Origin of the sequence: Bradyrhizobium huanghuaihaiense (genome assembly GCF_007830635.1) — a bacterium.
Lineage (GTDB): Bacteria > Pseudomonadota > Alphaproteobacteria > Rhizobiales > Xanthobacteraceae > Bradyrhizobium > Bradyrhizobium huanghuaihaiense.
In genome coordinates, this window is record NZ_VLLA01000014.1 from 37,325 (window position 1) to 57,284 (window position 19,960).

The 19,960-nt window shown below is 64.7% G+C and carries 15 protein-coding genes and 1 riboswitch; of the genes, 9 read left to right on the forward strand and 6 right to left on the reverse strand.

Translation table 11 applies throughout. The annotated features are described in order from the left end of the window. Positions 1 to 43: 43 nt before the first annotated feature. Both IQ16_RS25705 and IQ16_RS25710 read right to left on the reverse strand, forming a co-directional pair. A complete protein-coding gene (locus tag IQ16_RS25705; RefSeq protein ID WP_026311951.1) occupies positions 44 to 1,156 on the reverse strand; it encodes an acyl-CoA dehydrogenase family protein in 1,113 nt (370 codons plus the stop codon). A 35-nt stretch (positions 1,157 to 1,191) separates the two neighbouring features. Continuing rightward, positions 1,192 to 1,734, reverse strand: coding sequence for an OsmC family protein (locus tag IQ16_RS25710; RefSeq protein ID WP_018642746.1), 543 nt, complete (start codon positions 1,732 to 1,734; stop codon positions 1,192 to 1,194). A 246-nt stretch (positions 1,735 to 1,980) separates the two neighbouring features. Here IQ16_RS25710 and IQ16_RS25715 point away from each other — a divergent pair, with 246 nt between their 5' ends. The 4 genes from IQ16_RS25715 to IQ16_RS25725 all read left to right on the forward strand — a co-directional run bounded on the left by IQ16_RS25715 (position 1,981) and on the right by IQ16_RS25725 (position 5,258). Then, positions 1,981 to 2,628: a TetR/AcrR family transcriptional regulator gene (locus IQ16_RS25715; protein WP_018642747.1), complete on the forward strand. Its 648-nt coding sequence runs from the start codon at positions 1,981 to 1,983 to the stop codon at positions 2,626 to 2,628. Between the two features lie 364 nt (positions 2,629 to 2,992). Beyond that, the gene (locus IQ16_RS25720; protein ID WP_283812188.1) at positions 2,993 to 3,853 is read left to right on the forward strand and encodes a GGDEF domain-containing protein; all 861 of its coding nucleotides are present in this window, start codon (positions 2,993 to 2,995) and stop codon (positions 3,851 to 3,853) included. After that, complete coding sequence (locus IQ16_RS47340) at positions 3,834 to 4,202, forward strand: diguanylate cyclase domain-containing protein (protein WP_283812189.1); 369 nt, start codon at positions 3,834 to 3,836, stop codon at positions 4,200 to 4,202. Before IQ16_RS25720 ends, IQ16_RS47340 begins: the two co-directional genes overlap by 20 nt. Positions 4,203 to 4,511: 309 nt before the next feature. After that, complete coding sequence (locus tag IQ16_RS25725; protein ID WP_018642749.1) at positions 4,512 to 5,258, forward strand: hypothetical protein; 747 nt, start codon at positions 4,512 to 4,514, stop codon at positions 5,256 to 5,258. A gap of 342 nt (positions 5,259 to 5,600) precedes the next feature. Here the strand turns inward: IQ16_RS25725 and IQ16_RS25730 are convergent, their stop codons facing one another. Together IQ16_RS25730 and IQ16_RS25735 are read right to left on the reverse strand one after the other, a co-directional pair. After that, positions 5,601 to 7,376, reverse strand: coding sequence for a tetratricopeptide repeat protein (locus IQ16_RS25730; protein WP_018642750.1), 1,776 nt, complete (start codon positions 7,374 to 7,376; stop codon positions 5,601 to 5,603). Positions 7,377 to 7,594: 218 nt separating this feature from the next. Then, the gene (locus tag IQ16_RS25735) at positions 7,595 to 8,794 is read right to left on the reverse strand and encodes a TrmJ/YjtD family RNA methyltransferase (RefSeq protein WP_018642751.1); all 1,200 of its coding nucleotides are present in this window, start codon (positions 8,792 to 8,794) and stop codon (positions 7,595 to 7,597) included. 353 nt (positions 8,795 to 9,147) lie between these two features. Between IQ16_RS25735 and IQ16_RS25740 the strand changes: the two genes are divergently transcribed. Beyond that, complete coding sequence (locus IQ16_RS25740) at positions 9,148 to 10,362, forward strand: NADP-dependent isocitrate dehydrogenase (protein ID WP_018642752.1); 1,215 nt, start codon at positions 9,148 to 9,150, stop codon at positions 10,360 to 10,362. A 124-nt stretch (positions 10,363 to 10,486) separates the two neighbouring features. Further along, positions 10,487 to 10,987 carry a DUF3455 domain-containing protein gene (locus tag IQ16_RS25745; protein ID WP_018642753.1) on the forward strand — a complete coding sequence of 167 codons (501 nt, stop codon included), beginning with the start codon at positions 10,487 to 10,489 and terminating at the stop codon, positions 10,985 to 10,987. Positions 10,988 to 10,991: 4 nt separating this feature from the next. On the opposite strand, the gene IQ16_RS25750 is transcribed toward IQ16_RS25745, so the two are convergent. Together IQ16_RS25750 and alaS are read right to left on the reverse strand one after the other, a co-directional pair. After that, the gene (locus IQ16_RS25750) at positions 10,992 to 12,218 is read right to left on the reverse strand and encodes a cyclic nucleotide-gated ion channel (protein ID WP_018642754.1); all 1,227 of its coding nucleotides are present in this window, start codon (positions 12,216 to 12,218) and stop codon (positions 10,992 to 10,994) included. Between the two features lie 6 nt (positions 12,219 to 12,224). After that, positions 12,225 to 14,903, reverse strand: a complete 2,679-nt coding sequence (gene alaS, locus IQ16_RS25755) for an alanine--tRNA ligase (protein WP_026311952.1) — start codon at positions 14,901 to 14,903, stop codon at positions 12,225 to 12,227. A 220-nt stretch (positions 14,904 to 15,123) separates the two neighbouring features. Next, positions 15,124 to 15,214, forward strand: a riboswitch (glycine riboswitch). Positions 15,215 to 15,359: 145 nt separating this feature from the next. Here alaS and gcvT point away from each other — a divergent pair. The 3 genes from gcvT to gcvP all read left to right on the forward strand — a co-directional run bounded on the left by gcvT (position 15,360) and on the right by gcvP (position 19,901). Next, entirely contained in the window at positions 15,360 to 16,505 is a 1,146-nt protein-coding gene (gene gcvT, locus IQ16_RS25760) for a glycine cleavage system aminomethyltransferase GcvT (protein ID WP_018642756.1), read from the forward strand. A gap of 10 nt (positions 16,506 to 16,515) precedes the next feature. Next, positions 16,516 to 16,884 (forward strand): glycine cleavage system protein GcvH, encoded by a 369-nt coding sequence (gcvH, locus tag IQ16_RS25765; protein ID WP_145831824.1) that lies wholly within the window; start codon positions 16,516 to 16,518, stop codon positions 16,882 to 16,884. 152 nt (positions 16,885 to 17,036) lie between these two features. Continuing rightward, complete coding sequence (gcvP, locus tag IQ16_RS25770; protein ID WP_026311953.1) at positions 17,037 to 19,901, forward strand: aminomethyl-transferring glycine dehydrogenase; 2,865 nt, start codon at positions 17,037 to 17,039, stop codon at positions 19,899 to 19,901. The last annotated feature ends 59 nt before the right edge of the window (positions 19,902 to 19,960 follow it).

The window sequence follows — 19,960 nt, forward strand, 5'->3', positions numbered from 1 at the left end:
CCTCTCCGTTGAGGTGGGTGGTCTTCAGGTGGACTCGGTGAACTCAGGCATCGGCGAGCATCTTGCGCAGCTGCTTGGTGGCCGGCGTGACGATCGCGACGAAATAGGCCTCGCGCAGGCGCCGCTGCGCGCGGTGGCTTTTGAGGTATCCGCGCGCGCCACAATGCAGCATCGCCGCGTGCGCCGCCGCGACGCCGGCCTCGCCCGCGCGCAGGCGCAGCGCGATCACCTTGCGCCAGTAGGTCTCCTCCTCGTTGTAGGGATCGCGCGCCAGCGCCATGGTCTCCGCTTCCAGCTCGGCGGCGAGCTCGCGGAAGTGCACCGGCTGTTGCGGCAGGTAGCGGTTGATGTGGCCGAGCGGGCTATCCACCTCGTCCATGATGTTGATGCAGTCCCTGATGACACCGAGCGCCATGCCGGCCTGCAGCAAAATGAAGCCGGCGCGGATCTTCTTGACGAAGGGCGCGGCGGGATCGGCAAGGATGAGCTCATCAGGCACGAACACGTCGCGGAACTGCACGCCGTAAGTGCCGGTGCCGTCCATCGCCAGGAACGGCTTGCACGGCGTCAACGTGATCGCGGGATCGGAGCAGTCGGCGAGGAACATGACGGTCCCCTGGTCGTCCTCGCGCTCGAAGATCGTGCCGAAATAATGGTCCGGGCCGAGATTGGAGACCCAGGGCAGCGCGCCACGCACGATGTAGCCGCCCTCGACCTTCTTGCCTTTCAGCTTGAGCTTCTCGATGCCGAAAAAGCTCTTCATAGGATTGGAGAGCCCGGTGCCGCCGAGCACGCGCCCTGTCGAGAACGCATCGCCAAAACGCCGCGCCAGCTTCAGATTGGTCGAGTTCGCGGCGTACCAGACCAGCGTGTTCTGGCACCAGGCCATGAAGGCGGTGGCGCCGCAGACCTCGCCGATCGCAGCCATGGACTCGATCGCGCAGCGCAAATCCGCGGGACCTTCCAGGGGCATGTGACTGCCCCAGGCGCCGACCGCGCCGAACGCGCGCAGCACCTCGGCCGGATAGACCGAGCCGTCGTCGATACCGGCGGCGAGCGGCGCGAGCTGCTCCCGCGCGATCCGCGCTACCTCCCCTGCAATGGACGGTGCGGGCTGATCCAGAACTTCGACCCGCGATAAAGCCAGTGAACCCATGGTCGTCTCCCGCACCTTGTCCTGATTGCTGTCTGCTAGATGCCGACCTCGAGATTGACCGGGCGGGTGAAGGTGTTGGCGACCGGCGACCATTTCTTCACATGGGCGACCAGCGCGTTGATCTCGTCCGGCGAGATGCCCTCGCACTCCATGTCCACTTTCACGCGGACGTCGGTGAACCCGACCGGCTTGTCCGAGACATCGCCGGTGCCCCAGACCGCGGTGATGTTGAGGTCGCCTTCGAGCTCGAGCTCGAGCTTGTTGACGATCCAGCCGCGATGCACGGCGTTGGCGTGCAGGCCGACCGCCAGGCAGGAGCCGAGCGCGGCGAGCGAGGCCTCCGACGGATTGGGCGCGGTATCGTCGCCCAGCAGCCCCGGCGGCTCGTCGACGATGTAGGGCGGCAGGTTGCGGATGTAGTTGGCGTGGCGGAATTTGCCTTCCGCGACCGTCTTGCACTTCAAGGTCTTGATGACCTTCGGGTTCGCCTTGCCGTTGGCGATCAGTTGCTCGAGGCCATTCTTGTCGATGGGTGCGAGGCAACCCGTCAGCACTGTCTTCTGAACGACGGCGGTCATCAATCTTCTCCCTGGCAGAAGTGGAAATCGGCAGGATACCGAACGGTCTGTTTCCTTGCATGGAGCGTGCCAGAGCCGGCCGAAAACAAAAGGCGAAGCTTTGGAGCCGCTTAAGCCTGCCTGCCTGCGGATTGATCAGCAGCCGCTTGCTCAAAGGCGATGCAGATGGGCGGCCTTTGCGAATCTTTTCAGCGCGGAACAGATGCGGCTTGCTGATGCGGCACGGCTGCGGGTAAGTTTGAGTCCATGGCAAAGACGTCATCGAAAAAGCATTCGCCGCACGCCGCCGCTGGCGAAGATGAATCCGCGCGCGGGCGCCTGCTCAGCGCCGCGACGCATCTGTTCTGCAAGAACGGCATCAACGCCACCGGCATCGACGCGATCATCGAGGAAGCCGGCACGGCGAAGACCACGCTCTACAAATTGTTCGGCTCCAAGACCAATCTCGTCAACGCGGTGCTGGAGAGCGAAGGCAAGCAGTGGCGCGAATGGTTCATCGGCGCCATGGAAGCGGGCGGCGGCGACGCGCAGGCCAAGCTGACGCGGATCTTCCCGGCGCTGAAGAGCTGGTTCGCGGAAGAGCGCTTCTACGGCTGCCCCTTCATCAACGCCGTCGGCGAGCATGACAAGGACGCAAAACAGTTCCGCAACATCGCGCTGAAGCACAAGAAGATCGTGCTCGGCCATATCGAGAAGCTCGCCGGCGAGCTCGGCTCCAGCGAGCCCGCGGTGCTGGCGCACCAGCTCGGCCTCATCATCGATGGTGCCATCGTCGCCGCGATGATCTCGCGCGACCCGGGGGTGGCCGATACGGCCGCGCTCACAGCCGGCCCCCTGCTCGGCCAGGCGAAAGTAAAGAGAAAGCGTGGGGCGGATCAGTTAGAGGCGGTCTAAACGCGCTGCTCTCGTAGCCCGCATGCAGCGAAGCGGAATGCGGGGACACTGTCCCGGATTACGCTCCGCTCCATCCGGGCTACGACGCTGGTAGCCCGCATGAGCGCAGCGACATGCGGGACCTTTCCCCGGATATCGCGGAGCCTGTCATCGGGCGGCGCTTCGCGCCGACCCGTTGGCTCGCTACCCCAATCCGCCTCTCCCTCGCCGCACCTGCACCAACCCGCATCTTCCTGCACGGCCGCAGTCCCGGCAGCGTCCATTTACCTTGCGTCAAGCACGGCCGGCACAATCGGCTTCTGGCCTAAAAGGCTGTTAGGAGCCGTCGTCGTTGTTGGCCCCCGGGATACGGGGACGCTCTGCAATGCAATCGAACGAGGCACTCTACAGCGCGCCGAGCTGGCGCCTGACGCGCTGGCTGGCCGATGCCGGGCCGGGCGCGCCCGACGACATCCGCGCCGCGCTCATTGCCCAGCTCCATGGATCGCTGCCGGTGTTTGCCGCCGGCGCCGTCAACACCATTGCGGTCGCCGCCGTGATCGCCGCCCGCAAGCAGACCGCCCCCTTCATCGTCTGGCTGGTCATGGAGATCGCGATCTGCCTCGCCCGTCTCCTCGTGCTCGCCAGCGCGCATCGCAAGGCGCGTGAGCACCGCCCGACTCCGACTGACCTTCATCTCATGCTGGCGGTCGCCTGGAGCGCCAGCGTCGGATTTGGCGCCATCGCCAGCCTTGCGAGCGGCGACTGGGTCGTCGCCATGCTGGCGTCACTGTCGGCCGCAGCGATGGTCGGCGGCATCTGCTTCCGCAATTTCGGCGCACCGCGCCTCGCCGGAACCATGATCCTCTTGAGCCTTGGTCCCATCATCCCCGGCGCCGCACTCGCCGGCGAGCCGCTGTTCTACATCGTGTATCTGCAGGTGCCGATGTATCTGGCGGCGATGACGGCTGCCGCCTTCCGCCTCAACCGGATGCTGATCGCAACCATGCGCGCCGAGCGCGAGAACAGCCATCGCGCCCATCATGACGCGCTCACGGGACTGCTCAATCGGGCCGGCCTCGTCGAAGCGCTCGGCACGAGGCTCGCGGCGCGCGCCGAACGCTCCTTCGCGGTGATGTTCTTCGACCTCGACAATTTCAAGCCGATCAACGACACGTTCGGACACGCGGCGGGCGACGAAGTGCTGAAAAGCGGTGGCCGCGCGCGTGCGCCGGGTGTTGCCTGACGGCACGGTGGTTGCGCGGATGGGCGGCGACGAATTCGTCGTGCTCCTCGACGGCGTCACTCCCGAGATGGCGCAGGAGACGGGACACCGCCTCATCGCCGAGGTTGCCGCCTCCTATGAGCTCAGTGGCGAGATGCGCGCCAGTGTCGGAGCCAGCGTCGGCATTGCGATGTCGCCGGATCACGGCGCCGAAGTCGCCGATTTGCTCGCCGTCGCCGATGCCGCGCTCTACGAGGCGAAGTCGGGCGGCAAATCGCGCTGCTGCCTCGCATCGGTCGAGACCAACCTTTCGGCATTGCGCCGGCTGAAACAGAGCGAGCCGAGGGGCCCGATGGCGAGTGCGGCCTGATGCGAACCGAAACGCGCTCCACCCCCACGGCGTAGCCCGCATGAGCGCAGCGACATGCGGGGCCTTTCCCCGGATATCGCTTCGCTCATCCGGGCTACGGCGCTGCGCCGTTTTGGTCTAAGCGAGACCCCGACCTCACGCTTTATCGTCAGATCCTTCGCAGAAGAAAGCGAAACGATCGAGGGCTGGTCATTCATGAATGATGGCGCAACTTGTGGGGGAAGATCAATCGGAGGTAATTCACGACCATATGAAACGAACCCGCTCCTTAGGCGAAGCTGCCCGGAGCAATCGTGAAGGCATCAATAGATGATGGACCCACTCGGACTGCTTTACAAATACGCATCTCTCTTCCGCAAAATGATAAGCGCGAAGGTCTGGAGCAGCGAACGCTCGATCAAAGAACTCCTCAGTCTCAATTCAGAGGCAGACTGGGATTTTCTAACCTCTGCGATGGATATTGTTGACGATGGGTCCGCCGCCATAGGTCATGTGATGAAATACGGGCTTCGCGGCCCAACGAAGTACGACGATCTAGGCGAAAAATATCTGCGACTCTACGGACTTCTGAGCGCGACTTACATTCAGCAACAGTCGATCGGCACGATCTACAAGTTGATGAACCTGCCCGATCCGAAGCAACTCAGAGCGACATTTGAGACATTGGAGATTCGCGGTCTCAGACATAAACTGTCGTCGCACGGAACAGATCTTCTGGACCGGGCTACAGGCACCCAGCAAGCCTTCGTCCCCCTAAGGCTTAACCTGAATGATGGCTTGTCCGTTACCTACGTGAACTACACTGCGTCGTCCATGCATCATCACGTAGACTTAGCTGCGGCTATCGATGCGCACGTGAAGATGATGATCGACGTAATGGATTCAATCATTGAAAAGTCGATGACGACGATCTTTGAGAAAAGCAGCAAGCAAAAGGCCGAAATCGCGTCAGAACTTGATGACCTGCGTATCGAGAAGGCGGGCGGTTGGGTTTCCAAAACAGAAGCAGGACCGAAGCTGATCGTCACCTTTGTTGATGCTGAATCAGAACGGTAGATGCAGAGGGCGGCGATCGTACATGCGGGAAAATTGCTGACTAGCGGAGCGTAGCTCGTAGGGTGGGTTAGCGTAGCGTAACCCACCTCTTTGATTTCCTCAGAGACGGAAGAGGTGGGTTACGCCCAGCGGACTGCGCTTTCGCGCAGCCGCATGGCTAACCCACCCTACAAGACCTACGCGTTGTTTCAGCATGCTGGATCATGCTGGGCACGCTTCGCTTTGCCCACCCTAATAGCCGGCGGCGGCGCAAAGCGCAGTCCACCGACCTAATCCACGGGTTCTCTCTCCGGAACATGAAGAGGCGGGTTGCGTCCCCTGCGAAGAAACACTGATATCCCATCAGGGATTGACACCCAGCGCCTTGAGTTCGGCCGCGGCCGCCTGTGCTTCCACGAAAGCCGGCGGACAATCAGCAAGCGAAAGCCCAAAAAGCCGCCGCGCTTCCTGCGTCACGCCGCGCTGCAAGGCGAGTTCAGCGGTGAAAAAGTTCGCCTCGCAGATTTGGCCTTTCTTCTTGATCGGATCGGGATCGTCAGCTGCGTGCAGCACGTCGTCGGCCGACGTCGTTCCCAAGAATAGCCGGATTACCGGCGCAGGCCATTTAGTCATGTCGAGCTTGGCGGTCGCATCCGCGAGCGTACTCGCCGCATTCCCGCGCCGGGCCGCAATCTCGCGCCACAACGCGGTGTAGCTGTCCTTGGGATCAATCTCCCTCGACCGATCGAGATAGGTGACCGCTTTTGCCGGAAAACCGGCCTGAAGCTGTACCATGGCACAGGGACGATAGATGCCGGCTGCCTTCGGAGCGAGCTCGATTGCACGGTCACACGCCGCAACGGCGCGCTCCGAATCGCCCATAGCCTGGTAGGTCAAGCCACGACAGACGTAAGGATACACATCTTTCGGGTCGAGCGATGCTGCGCGGTCGCAATCGGCCATCGCCCGCATGAGATCACGCGCGGCCCTGTATTCGGTCGCGCGGTAGACGTACGCAGCCCGATAGGTCGGATCGATCTGTATCGCCTGATCATAATCCGACATTGCTCCATCGGCATTGCCCTTCCTGCTGTGCGCTTCTCCGCGCGCCAGATAAGCGGCCTTGTACATTGGATTGAGCTGAACAGGCTGATTGGACGGGGCGGGAGCCAGCTCGCTACTGTAGTGAGCTTCTGTGCTGCGCGCCCGCTGGGACGGATCGGAATTTAACTCGATCGTCTTGGTATAGTCGGCAATCGCGCGATCGAGATCGCCTTTTCTAACGTACGCAACCCCGCGACTGTAGTACGCGCGCTGATCTCTTGGTGCCAGCCGAATGATCTCGTCATAATCCGCAATCGCCCGGTCGAACTCGCCCAGCTGAAGAAAGGATTCGGCACGAAAATAATAGAAAGAGTCGTTCCTTGGCTTGTTCTGGACGGTTTGTTCGAGTTCGGCCAATGCCCGCGATCTGTTCCCCCTGGCGAAGTAAACCCGGCTGCGGCATAGCTGGCCACCGCCGTCTTGCGGGCTGATGCCGACCACTCGATCACAGTCGGGCATGGCACGATCGGTATCCCCATTGTGGAGGTGAGCAAGACCTCGCTCGACACGCCCTTGGACATTGTCCGGATGGATCAGCAGGGCCTGATCGTAGTCGGCGATGGCGCGGATGAAGTCGCGTCTCTCTCCGTAGATTCGCGCGCGGCCCAGGTATGCCTGGGCATTTTTGGGATCGAGCACGATCGCCTTGTCGTAATCCGATAAAGCGGCGTCGGAATCTCGCTTCTGCAGAAACGCAGAAGCCCTCTCGAGTCGGGCGCTCGGATTGTCTGGATAGTGCGAGATGATCTCGTTGTAGTCCGCTATCGCAAGGTCGATCTCGCCCTTCTGGCGGTAGAACATGGCGCGGCGGAAGCGCGTCATGATCACACCTTGCGGCATGCTCGTCCCCGCCGCCTCGATGATGGCGGTACAGCCTGCGATCCTGTCATCGATGCTGAAATTGCCGACCGCGTTGCACTTGGAAGCCAACGGCATTTCCGCGCGGGCGCCTGATATTTCGAGCAAAGTCGTCAGCGCCAACGCACTCACGCCTGCTGCCGCGCCAACGAGCGCGCGGCCTGTCATTCCCAACATGCAGTCCCCAATTCAATTCCCGGGGACTTCATAGCAACCGATTGCGCCTCTGCACAGCCCTTGGTTGCGGCGCGAGGTGCAACTCGGGCGACGATGACGGTCTCGTAGGGTGGGCAAAGGCAAAGCGCCGTGCCCACCACTTCTCTCTCAGCGTCGTCGATGGACGTGGTGGGCACGCTTCGCTTTGCCCACCCTACGAGACCTGTGCTCGACGAAACCTACGCGCCCTGCTCCACCATCCCCTGCAGCCGCACCAGCTCCGCCTCGAGATCGCGCTCCACATCCGCCGCGCGGATCTCCAGCACCCGATAGTCGCGCGCCTCGAGCCATGTCCGCCGCCCTGCGCGATCAGCCGCGATGGCTTCCCCCTCGCCCGGGTTCACCAGCTCGATCGCGATCCGGTGCGGGAACGAGACGAAGTCCGGGATATGACGGCCGACCGGGGTCTGGCGCTTGAACCCACCTGCAAAGCGGCGGTCGCGGGTCAGGGCCTGCCAGAGCAGCCGCTCGGCGTCGGTCGGGTTGCGGCGGAGCAGGCGGGCGAGGCCGCGCACGGTCGAGCCGCTGTCGGGCACGCCGCCGCCCTGGCCGTGCTCGGCCAGCAACGCGCGCAGGCGTGTGGCCTGCTCGCCGTCGAGCACGCCGCCCTTGGCCGGGCCCTTGCGCCCCTCCGCAATCGCCATGACGACGCCGTGGAGGGTATGCATGTCCTGCTTGGTCGGCTCCATGCGGCTAAAAATGTTGCGCAGGTTCACCAGCATGGTGTCGCGCTTCTCGGCCGGCCGCAGGAACTCGACCTTGTCGAGCTCGCGCACGAGATTGTCGAAGAAGGCCTGCATCTGGTGCTGCGAGGCGCGCTCGGAGCGCTCCGGCATGGCGTGCGGCAGTTCGCCTGACGTCGCCAGCTTGAACCATTCATAGCCGACCAGCAGCACGGCCTGGGCGAGGTTGAGCGAGGCAAAGCCCGGATTGACCGGGAAAGTGATGATGCGGTTGGAGAGCCCGACCTCCTCGTTGGTCAGGCCCCAGCGCTCCCGGCCGAACAGGATACCGGCCTTGCCGCCGGTCGCGACATGCCGGGCGATCTCGCTGACTGCCGCTTCCGGCCCGACCACCGGCTTGGCCTGGTCGTGGGGGCGAGCCGTGGTGGCGAACAACAGGTCGAGGTCGGCGACGGCCTGCTCCACCGTGTCGAACAATTCGACCTTTTCCAGAATGTGGTCGGCGCCGGCCGCGGCCCGCTGGGCCGCGATGTTGGGCCAGCCATCCCTGGGGTTGACGATGCGCAAGGCGCCGAGCGCGAAGTTGCCCATGGCGCGCGCGGCCATGCCGATGTTTTCACCCAGCTGCGGCTCGACCAGGATGACGATGGGACCGTCGAGGGAAAGGCCCGTCTTGCTCTTGTCAGTCCCCGACATCTGGCTTCGCTTTCACACTGTCTCTCAAGGCCTTGGCAAGGCACTCTTAGGAAATGATTCAAGGCGGCCTTTTCGAGTCGGTCTTGGGCCGGCCGGCGCTGCCCGCCTGTCGTTTGCCTGTCCTGACAAAATTCTCAAGGGAAATAACGGGTTGGATTCAACTTTTGAATCTCGCTTGAAACCTCACCCCCGCCCCAGCCGTGGTGTCAGGCCCCGCTCCCCATCTGGGGAAGCTGGATGAGCTAAAAGTGCATAATCACTTGGCTTTCGCCCGCTGCTATCCGGTGCTAAGAGGCGGCGGATATTCACGTTGGCGCGCCAAAAGCGCCGTTCCCAAGAGGGCTTCCCCGATCATGGCAAAAATCAAGGTATCCAATCCCGTCGTCGAACTCGATGGCGACGAGATGACCCGGATCATCTGGCAGTACATCAAGGACAAGCTGATCAACCCGTTCCTGGATGTCGAGCTGATGTATTTCGACCTGGGCATGGAGTACCGCGACCACACCAACGATCAGGTCACCATCGACGCCGCCGAGGCGATCAAGAAGGTCGGCGTCGGCGTCAAGTGCGCCACCATCACCCCTGATGAAGCCCGGGTGAAGGAGTTCAACCTCAAGCAGATGTGGAAGTCGCCAAACGGCACCATCCGCAACATCCTCGGCGGCGTGATCTTCCGCGAGCCGATCATCTGCAAGAACGTGCCGCGCCTCGTTCCGGGCTGGACCAAGCCGATCATCATCGGCCGCCACGCCTATGGCGACCAGTACCGCGCCACCGACATCAAGTTCCCGGGCAAGGGCACCCTCTCGCTGAAGTTCGTCGGCGAGGACGGCACCGTGATCGAGAAGGAAGTGTTCAAGGCCCCGGGCGCCGGCGTCGCCATGGAGATGTACAATCTCGACGACTCCATCATCGACTTCGCCCGCGCCTCCTTCAACTATGGCCTCTTGCGCGGCTACCCGGTCTACCTGTCGACCAAGAACACGATTCTGAAGGTCTATGACGGCCGCTTCAAGGACATCTTCCAGGAGATCTTCGACAAGGAGTTCAAGAAGGAGTTCGACGCCAAGGGCCTGACCTACGAGCACCGCCTGATCGACGACATGGTGGCCTCGGCGCTGAAGTGGTCCGGCGGCTATGTCTGGGCCTGTAAGAACTACGACGGCGACGTGCAGTCCGACACGGTGGCGCAGGGCTACGGCTCGCTCGGCCTGATGACCTCGGTGCTGCTCACCCCCGACGGCAAGACCGTCGAGGCGGAAGCCGCCCACGGCACCGTGACCCGCCACTACCGCGAGCACCAGAAGGGCAAGGAGACCTCGACCAACTCGATCGCGTCGATCTTCGCCTGGACCCGTGGCCTCGCCCACCGCGCCAAGCTCGACAACAATGCCGAACTCGCCAAGTTCGCCTCGACCCTCGAGAAGGTCTGCGTCGACACAGTCGAGGCCGGCTACATGACCAAGGACCTCGCGCTCCTGGTCGGCGCCGACCAGCGCTGGCTCTCGACCACCGGCTTCCTCGACAAGGTCGCCGAGAACCTCACCAAGGCGATGGCGGCGTAAGCTGTCAACTACGCCGTCATTGCGAGCAAAGCGAAGCAATCCAGAATCCCTCCGCGGAAACAGTCTGGATTGCTTCGTCGCAAGGGCTCCTCGCAATGACGAGACCTTTGCCTGAGGAAGCACCATGCCGACACTCAAGAGCCTTGCATTTGCGGTCTTAGCCCTGACCAGCACCACCGCGCTGGCCGCAGACCCACTTCCTGACGCCATCGCCGCGCCTGGCGAGACCGTCGTGCTCAGCGTCCACGCCGAGGGCGCGCAGGTCTATGAGTGCAAGGCCGCCGCCGACGGCAAGCTCGCCTGGGCCTTCCGCGAACCGGTCGCCACCCTGCTCTCCGAGGGCAAGACCGTCGGCCGTCATTATGCCGGGCCGAACTGGGAGCTCGCCGACGGCAGCGCCGTCGTCGGCAAGGCCATCGGCAACGCGCCCGGCGCAACGGCTGCCGATATCCCCTGGCTGAAGCTTGAAGTCGCCTCCCGCCGCGGCAGCGGCACCCTGACGCCCGTCACCACGGTCCAGCGTATCAACACCCATGGCGGCAAGCTCGACGGCGCGTGTGACAAGGCCGGCGAGTTCAAAAGCGCGCCCTACTCGGCCGACTACGTCTTCTTGAAGAAGGGCTGACCGCTCAGCGGTCGGTGTGGTCCTTCTCGGCCTGCGCCAGCTCAGCCGCCGCGAGATCGCCGCTGTCGGCGAGCCGCGCCTTGGCGGTGGTGTGGACGTGCTCGGCCAGCGTCGGCATACGCGCGATCAGGGCGTGGAAATCCTGCGCGTCGAGCACGAGGAGGCGCGTCTTGCGCGTCGCCGTCACCGTGCCGCTGCGTTTTGTCTTATGCAGCAGCGCGATCTCGCCGAAGAAGGTGCCGTCGGCAAGGCGCACCTGCTGGCTCGGCAGCGCGATCTCGACCTCGCCGGCGGTGATGAAATACATCGACGAGGCGGCATCGCCCCGCCGCACCAGGATCTCGCCCTGCTCGATGGTGCGGGCGCGCAACAGGCGCATGATGTCGGCGATCTCGGCCGCGGACAGATGCGAGAACAGCGGCACCCGCGCCAGCATGCCCCATGTCACGACGAAATCGCGCCGCTTCACCTCTTCGGCGAACGCCGAGGAGATGATCGCGACCGGCAGCGCGATCATGGCGAAGCCGCTGATGATGGCGAAGGTGGAGATGAACTTGCCGAGCGGCGTCACCGGCACGACGTCGCCATAGCCGACGGTGCCGAGCGTCACGATCGCCCACCACATCGCCTGCGGGATGGTGCCGAGCTTGTCCGGCTGCACGTCGCGCTCGACGGCATAGAGCAGCGAGGCGAAGGTCAGGACCGCACCGATCAGGATGACAATGCAGCCGATCAGCGCGCGCCGCTCGGCATGGACGGCGGCGAGCAGCGAACGCATCGCCGGCGAATAGCGGATCAGCTTGAAGAACGGCAGCACGCCGAGCCCGGCGAGCGTCGCGTGCCGCCCCGTCGCGAGCACGATCGCTGCGGGGAGGAACGCCATGAGGTCGATGATGCCGAGCGCGGAGAAGGCATAGGACAGCCGGTCGGACAGCGCCGAGCCTGTGCGCTGGGTGTGCCCCGCCACCGTCCACAGCCGCGCCAGATATTCGAGCGCGAACACGATGACGGCGAAGACGGCGATCGCGCTGAATAGCACATCGAACCGCGCATCTAACTCCGGCACCGAGGCGAGGATCATCGCGGCCACGTTGAGCACGATGACGCCGATGATGAGCTGGATGAAGCGCGACCCGACCGAATAGGCCAAGGGATCGTGCTCCAGCAATTCGTAGAGGCGATCCCGGAAGTCGGGATCGCCAAGCCCACGTCCTCGCGGAACGAGGCGCATGGGCCTTTAAGCGCCTGCCATCGCTTTTTCGATCGCCGCGAGCGCCGCGGTGGCGTTGGCGCCGTCGGGGCCGCCGGCCTGGGCCATGTCGGGCCGGCCGCCGCCGCCCTTGCCGCCGAGCGCTTCGGAGGCGACGCGGACGAGGTTCACGGCGTTGAAGCGCGCGGTGAGATCCGGCGTGACGCCGACCACGACGCCGGCCTTGCCGTCCCCGGTGACGCCGACGATGGCGACGACGCCCGAGCCGATCTGCTTCTTGCCGTCGTCGGCAAGGCCCTTGAGATCTTTCATCTCGATGCCCTCGACCGCACGCGCCATCAGCTTGACGTCGCCGACCTCGCGCACGCCGCTCGCGGCGCCGTTGCCCGCGGATGCGCCGCCGCCCATCGCCAGCTTCTTGCGGGCGTCGGACAGCTCGCGCTCGAGCTTCTTGCGCTCCTCCATCAGCGCGGCGATGCGCGCCGGCACGTCGTCGATCGAGGTGCGCAGCTCGTTCGCCGCGGTCTTCGCCAGCGCCATGGTCTCGTTGGCGTGTTTTCGCGCGTAGTTGCCCGTCAGCGCCTCGATGCGGCGCACGCCCGAGGCGACCGCGCTTTCGCCCGTGAGCGTGATCAGGCCGATATCGCCGGTGCGCTTGACATGCGTGCCGCCGCAGAGCTCGACCGACCAGCCGAGCGCATTGGCGCCGCGCTCGCGCGCGGTCCTGCCCATCGAGACGACGCGGACCTCGTCGCCATACTTCTCGCCGAACAGGGCGCGCGCGCCGGCCTCGCGGGCCTCGTCGACGCCCATGACGCGCGTCGTCACCTCGTCGTTCTCCAGCACCACGTCGTTGGCGATGTCCTCGACGCGGGCAAGCTCCTCCGCCGTGATCGGCTTCGGATGCACGAAGTCGAAGCGCAGGCGATCGGGCGCGACCATCGAGCCACGCTGGGCGATGTGGTCGCCGAGCACCTGGCGCAGCGCCTCGTGGATCAGATGCGTCGCCGAGTGATGGGCGCGGATCGACGAGCGGCGCGAATGATCGACCTCGAGCTGCAGCGCGGTGCCGAGCTTGAGCTCGCCGCTCTCGACGGTGCCGATGTGGACGAAGAAATCGCCGAGCTTCTTCTGCGTGTCGGTGACGCGGACCTTGATGCCGCCCTCACCGATCAGCACGCCGGTATCGCCGACCTGGCCGCCGGACTCCGCATAGAACGGCGTCTGGTTCAGCACGAGCGCGCCCGTCTCGCCGGCCTTGAGACTGGCGACCTCCGCGCCGTCCTTGACCAGCGCGGACACCACGCCCTCGGCGCTCTCGGTCTCGTAGCCCAGGAACTCGGTGGCGCCGAGCTTTTCGCGCAGCGGGAACCAGATCGCTTCGGAAGCAGCTTCGCCCGAGCCCTTCCAGGACTCGCGCGCCTTGGCCTTCTGGCGCTCCATCGCGTCGGTGAAGGCGGACTGGTCGACGCCGATGCCGCGCGACTTCAGCGCGTCCTGCGTCAGGTCGAGCGGGAAGCCGTAGGTGTCGTACAGCGTGAAGGCGACGTCGCCGTCGAACATGTCGCCCTTCTTCAAGGACGCGCTCTTCTCGTCAAGGATCGCCAAGCCGCGCGAAAGAGTCTTGCGGAAGCGGGTCTCTTCCAGCCGCAGCGTTTCCTCGATCAGCTTCTCCGCGCGCATCAGGTCGGGATAGGCCTGGCCCATCTCACGCACCAGCGCCGGCACCAGGCGATGCATCAAGGGCTCCTTGGCCCCCAGCAGCTGCGCATGGCGCATCGCACGGCGCATGATCCGGCGCAGCACATAGCCGCGGCCCTCGTTCGAGGGCAGCACGCCGTCGGTGACGAGGAACGCGGAGGAGCGCAAATGGTCGGCGATGACGCGGAACGAAGCAACCGTCTGCTCCTGCGGCCCGCTGCCGAGCGCGGACGACGTCGCATCGATCAGGTGGCGGAACAGGTCGGTCTCGAACACGCTCTCGACGCCCTGGAGGACGCAGGCCATGCGCTCCAGGCCCATGCCGGTGTCGATCGAGGGACGCGGCAGATCCACGCGCTCCTCCTTCGTCACCTGCTCGTACTGCATGAACACGAGATTCCAGAATTCGAGGAAGCGGTCGCCATCCTCTTCCGGCGAGCCGGGAGGCCCGCCCCAGATGTGCTCGCCGCGGTCGATGAAGATCTCCGAGCACGGGCCGCACGGGCCGGTGTCGCCCATCGCCCAGAAATTGTCCGAGGTCGGGATGCGGATGATGCGGTCGTCGGAGAAGCCGGCGATCTTCTTCCAGAGCCCGTGCGCCTCGTCGTCGGTGTGGTAGACCGTGACGAGCAGCTTGTCCTTGTTCAGCCCGTACTCCTTGGTGATCAGCTTCCAGGCGAGCTCGATCGCGCGCTCCTTGAAGTAATCGCCGAACGAGAAGTTGCCGAGCATCTCGAAGAAGGTGAGATGGCGCGCGGTGTAGCCGACATTGTCGAGGTCGTTGTGCTTGCCGCCGGCGCGCACGCATTTCTGCGACGTGGTGGCGCGCTGGTAAGGCCGCTTCTCGACGCCGGTAAAGACGTTCTTGAACTGCACCATGCCGGCATTGGTGAACATCAACGTCGGGTCGTTGCGCGGCACGAGTGGCGAGGACGGCACGATCTCGTGGCCGTTCTCGGCAAAGAAGTTCAGAAAGGTCGACCTGATCTCGTTGACGCCGCTCATGTTCATCCAATCGGGTGTGCTTGGGCCCGCTGCCGCCGTCCAAACCGGAAATTAAGGCTGATATCTGCGGGCCAAAGCGCTTTTAGACAAGGCCAGCTTCGCTGTCCAGAAACTGTGCAAGGAGATCAGAGGGTTGCCGCAGGCGCGCAATCCGGTTGAAAGCCGCTGAAGTCGCGTTGACAGCCTTGGCTGGCCTGTGGTCTGTACCCATCTGTATCGTACGGCCACGTCGGGAGAGACCGGCTTTAGGCAGCCGGCGCCGAAGGAGCAACCGCCCCGGAAACTCTCAGGCAAAAGGACCGCGTGGCTTTGACAGCATCTGGAAAGAGGCGCCGACGGGCTTAAGGCCCGGACCAGCGTCCGCCGACGGGATAATACTCTCAGGCACAGCGACAGATGGGGCTTCGACTGGTGTCCATGGGGAATCCTCCCCGGGAACCGCCGAGGGCCCCTTAGATGCTAGCGCACAGCCAAGACTCTCTGAAACGTACGCCCCTCCACAGCCTCCATGTCTCCCTGGGCGGCAAGATGGTGCCGTTCGCGGGCTATGACATGCCCGTGCAATACCCCGCGGGCGTGCTGAAGGAGCACCTTCATACCCGCACCCAAGCCGGCCTGTTCGACGTCTCCCATATGGGCCAGCTCCGCTTGCTGCCGAAATCCGGGAGGATCGAGGACGCCGCCCGCGCGCTGGAACGGCTGGTGCCGCAGGATATCGTGGCAATCGCCAAGGGGCGGCAGCGCTACGCCCAGTTCACCAATGCGGATGGCGGCATCCTGGACGACCTGATGGTCGCCAATTTCGGCGATCACCTGTTCCTGGTCGTCAACGCCGCCTGCAAGGAACAGGACGAGGCGCATCTGCGCGCGAATCTGTCCGACGACTGCGTGATCGATTCGCTTGCCGACCGCGCGCTGATCGCGCTGCAGGGCCCGAAGGCCGAGGCGGTGCTGGCGAAATTCTGTGCAGCGGCACCGGCCATGAAGTTCATGGACGCCGGCCCGCATGAGGTCGCCGGCATCAAGTGCTTCGTCTCGCGCTCCGGCTACACCGGCGAGGACGGGTTCGAGATCTCGGTTCCCGACAGCGATGCCGAACGCCTCGCCAGGATGCTGCTGGACAATCCGGACGTGTTGCCGATCGGCCTTGGCGCCCGCGACAGCCTGCGGCTGGAAGCCGGGCTCTGCCTCTACGGCCACGACATCGAGACCGCCACCACGCCGGTCGAGGCCGCGCTGGAATGGTCGGTGCAGAAGAGCCGCCGCAGCGGCGGCGCCCGTGCCGGCGGCTTTCCCGGTGCGGAAAAGATTCTGGCGCATTTCGACAATGGCGCATCCCGTCGTCGCGTCGGCCTGCTCGCCGAGAGCCGTGCGCCGGTGCGCGAGGGCGCGCTGCTGTTTGCCGACAGCGCGGGCGGCGAGCCCGTCGGAAAGGTCACATCGGGCGGTTTTGGCCCGAGCCTGAGCGCGCCGGTGGCGATGGGCTACGTGCCCGTGAGCCTGAGCGCGCTCGGCACGAAACTCTTCGCCGAAGTGCGCGGCCAGCGACTGCCGCTCGTGGTCGCCGCCATGCCCTTCGTGAAAAACACCTACAAACGCTGAGGACGAGACAATGACCACGACGCTGTACACTTCCGATCATGAATGGCTCGCCATCGACGGCGATACCGCCACGGTCGGCATCACCGACTACGCGCAGCAGCAGCTCGGCGACGTCGTCTTCGTCGAATTGCCCAAGGTCGGCCGCAGCTTGAAGAAGGCGGAAGCCGCAGCGGTGGTCGAGTCCGTGAAGGCCGCCTCCGACGTCTACGCCCCAATTACCGGCGAAGTGCTCGAGACCAACGAGGCGCTGGCCGCCGAGCCGGCGCTGATCAATTCGGATGCGCAAGGCGCGGCCTGGTTCTTCAAGATCAAGATTGCCAACAAAAGCGAGCTCGGCGGCCTCATGGATGAAGCCGCCTACAAGGCACATACGGCGTGAGATGAAGCAGACCCAAGCGATCGTCATGCCCCGCGAAGGCGGGGCATCCAGTAGCCACCGGCAGCACGGATTGAACCGAGAGGCCGCGGCGTACTGGATCGTCCGCCTTCGCGGACGATGACGGCGAGAGACATTTCTAGCGAGGACCCATGATGACCGCGCACCGCAAATCCAATGGCGACACCGCCGCCTTCGTTCGCCGCCACATCGGCCCCTCAGTGCGCGATGTCACCGCAATGCTCGAGGCCGTCGGCGCCAAGAGCGTCGACGCGCTGATGGCCGAGACGCTGCCGGCCTCGATCCGGCAGGCATCCCCGCTCGATCTCGGCAAGCCGCTCAGCGAAACCGAGGCGATCGCGCACATGGCCGAGCTCGCCGCGCAGAACCAGGTCTTCACCTCGCTGATCGGCCAAGGCTATTCCGGCACCATCCTGCCCGCGGTGATCCAGCGCAACATTCTGGAGAACCCGGCCTGGTACACGGCGTACACGCCCTACCAGCCCGAGATCAGCCAGGGCCGGCTGGAGGCGCTGTTCAACTTCCAGACCATGATCTGCGACCTCACGGGACTCGACGTCGCCAACGCCTCGCTGCTGGACGAAGCAACCGCCGCTGCCGAAGCCATGGCGCTCGCCGAGCGCCACTCGCAGGTCAAGGCAAAAGCCTTCTTCGTCGACAAGGACGTGCATCCGCAGACGCTGGCGGTGATGCGCACCCGCGCCGAGCCGCTGGGCTGGAATCTGATCGTCGGCGATCCCCTCACCGATCTCGACAAATCAGATGTGCTCGGCGCGCTGCTGCAATATCCGGGTTCGTCCGGCGCATTGCGCGACCTCCGGCCCGCGATCGCGGCGCTGAAGGCCAAGGGCGCGCTGGCGATCGTTGCCGCCGATCTGCTGGCGCTGACGTTGCTCGCCTCGCCCGGCGAGCTTGGCGCCGACATCGCAATCGGCTCCGCGCAGCGCTTCGGCGTACCGATGGGTTATGGCGGGCCGCACGCGGCCTATATGGCGGTGCGCGATGCGCTGAAGCGCTCGCTGCCCGGCCGCATCGTCGGCCTGTCCGTGGACTCCCGCGGAATGCCGGCCTACCGCCTCGCGCTGCAGACCCGCGAGCAGCACATCCGCCGCGAGAAGGCGACCTCGAACATCTGCACCGCGCAGGTGCTGCTCGCCGTGATCGCCGCGATGTATGCGGTCTATCATGGCCCCGAGGGCCTCACCCAGATCGCGCGCAACGTGCATCGCCGCACCGCCGTGCTCGCGGCCGGCCTGCGCAAGCTCGGCTTTGCGCCTGATAGCGAGACCTTCTTCGACACGCTCAGCGTCGATGCCGGCGCCAAGCGCGCCGAGATCGTCGCGCGCGCCGCTGCCGAGAAGATCAATCTCGGCGTTGGCGACGCTGCCTTGCGCATCGCGCTCGACGAGACCACGACGCCGGCGACAGTGGAAGCGGTCTGGCGCGCCTTCGGCGGCCAGCTTTCCTACGCCGAGCTAGATGCGACCACCCGCGAGGCGCTGCCGGAGGCGCTGAAGCGCACCACTGCCTTGCTGACCCATCCCGTCTTCCACGCGCATCGCTCGGAAACCGAGATGCTGCGCTACATGCGCAAGCTCAGCGACCGCGATCTCGCGCTCGACCGCGCCATGATCCCGCTGGGGTCCTGCACGATGAAGCTGAACGCGACCACCGAGATGATGCCGTTGACCTGGCCGGAATTCGGCTCGCTGCATCCGTTCGTCCCGCGCGAGCAGGCCAACGGCTACCACGCGCTGTTCGCGCGGCTGGAAAAATGGCTGTGCGACATCACCGGCTATGACGCGATTTCGCTGCAGCCGAACTCGGGCGCGCAGGGCGAATATGCCGGGCTGCTCGCGATCCGCGGCTATCATGCCGCGCGCGGAGAGAGCCATCGCAAGATCTGCCTGATCCCCTCCTCCGCCCACGGCACCAACCCGGCCTCGGCCGCGATGGTCGGCATGGACGTGGTGGTTGTGTCTTGCGAGAAGAACGGCGACGTCGACGTCAATGACCTCCGCGCCAAGGCGGAAAAGCATTCGAACGATCTCGCCGCGGTGATGATCACCTATCCCTCGACGCATGGCGTGTTCGAGGAACACATCAGCGAGATCTGCGACATCGTGCACGGCCATGGCGGCCAGGTATATCTGGATGGCGCCAACCTCAATGCGCAGGTTGGTCTCTCACGGCCCGGTGATTACGGCGCCGATGTCAGCCATCTCAACCTGCACAAGACCTTCTGCATCCCGCATGGCGGCGGCGGCCCCGGCATGGGCCCGATCGGCGTGAAGGCGCATCTTGCGCCGTTCCTCCCCGGCCATCCCGCGACGAAAGGCGAAGCGCCGGTCGGCCCGGTTTCGGCCGCGCCGTTCGGCTCGGCCTCGATCCTCACCATCTCCTACATCTACATTTTGATGATGGGCGGCGAAGGCTTGAAGCGCGCGACCGAGATCGCGATCCTCAACGCCAACTACATCGCCGCGCGGCTCGATGCGCATTTCCCGGTGCTCTACAAGAACGCCAGGGGCCGCGTCGCGCATGAGTGCATCGTCGACCCCCGTCCGCTGAAGACGACATCCGGCGTCACCGTCGACGACATCGCAAAACGCCTGATCGACTACGGCTTCCACGCCCCGACCATGAGCTTCCCGGTGCCGGGCACGCTGATGATCGAGCCGACCGAGTCGGAATCGAAGGCCGAGCTGGATCGATTCTGCGACGCCATGATCGCGATCCGCAAGGAGATCGCCGAGGTCGAAGCCGGCCGCTTCAAGATCGAAGCGTCCCCGCTACGTCACGCCCCGCACACCGTGCACGACATCGCGGATGATGCGTGGAATCGCGCCTACACCCGCGCCGAAGGCTGCTTCCCCGACGGCGTCTCGCGCACCGACAAATACTGGTGCCCGGTGGGCCGCGTCGACAACGTCTATGGCGACCGCAATCTGGTCTGCTCGTGCCCACCGGTGAGCGACTACGCCGAAGCCGCGGAGTAAGACGCGACGGAGGTCTCGTAGGGTGGGCAAAGCGCAAGCGTGCCCACCACCTTTGCACG

Coding starts and splice junctions, on each gene's coding strand:
- gcvT (WP_018642756.1), top strand. CDS start 15,360: ATGCTAGCGCACAGCCAAGACTCTCTGAAACGTACGCCCCTCCACAGC.
- IQ16_RS25710 (WP_018642746.1), bottom strand. CDS start 1,734: ATGACCGCCGTCGTTCAGAAGACAGTGCTGACGGGTTGCCTCGCACCC.
- gcvP (WP_026311953.1), top strand. CDS start 17,037: ATGACCGCGCACCGCAAATCCAATGGCGACACCGCCGCCTTCGTTCGC.
- IQ16_RS25720 (WP_283812188.1), top strand. CDS start 2,993: ATGCAATCGAACGAGGCACTCTACAGCGCGCCGAGCTGGCGCCTGACG.
- IQ16_RS25730 (WP_018642750.1), bottom strand. CDS start 7,376: ATGTTGGGAATGACAGGCCGCGCGCTCGTTGGCGCGGCAGCAGGCGTG.
- IQ16_RS25745 (WP_018642753.1), top strand. CDS start 10,487: ATGCCGACACTCAAGAGCCTTGCATTTGCGGTCTTAGCCCTGACCAGC.
- gcvH (WP_145831824.1), top strand. CDS start 16,516: ATGACCACGACGCTGTACACTTCCGATCATGAATGGCTCGCCATCGAC.
- IQ16_RS25735 (WP_018642751.1), bottom strand. CDS start 8,794: ATGTCGGGGACTGACAAGAGCAAGACGGGCCTTTCCCTCGACGGTCCC.
- alaS (WP_026311952.1), bottom strand. CDS start 14,903: ATGAGCGGCGTCAACGAGATCAGGTCGACCTTTCTGAACTTCTTTGCC.
- IQ16_RS25740 (WP_018642752.1), top strand. CDS start 9,148: ATGGCAAAAATCAAGGTATCCAATCCCGTCGTCGAACTCGATGGCGAC.
- IQ16_RS25705 (WP_026311951.1), bottom strand. CDS start 1,156: ATGGGTTCACTGGCTTTATCGCGGGTCGAAGTTCTGGATCAGCCCGCA.
- IQ16_RS25750 (WP_018642754.1), bottom strand. CDS start 12,218: ATGCGCCTCGTTCCGCGAGGACGTGGGCTTGGCGATCCCGACTTCCGG.
- IQ16_RS25715 (WP_018642747.1), top strand. CDS start 1,981: ATGGCAAAGACGTCATCGAAAAAGCATTCGCCGCACGCCGCCGCTGGC.
- IQ16_RS25725 (WP_018642749.1), top strand. CDS start 4,512: ATGATGGACCCACTCGGACTGCTTTACAAATACGCATCTCTCTTCCGC.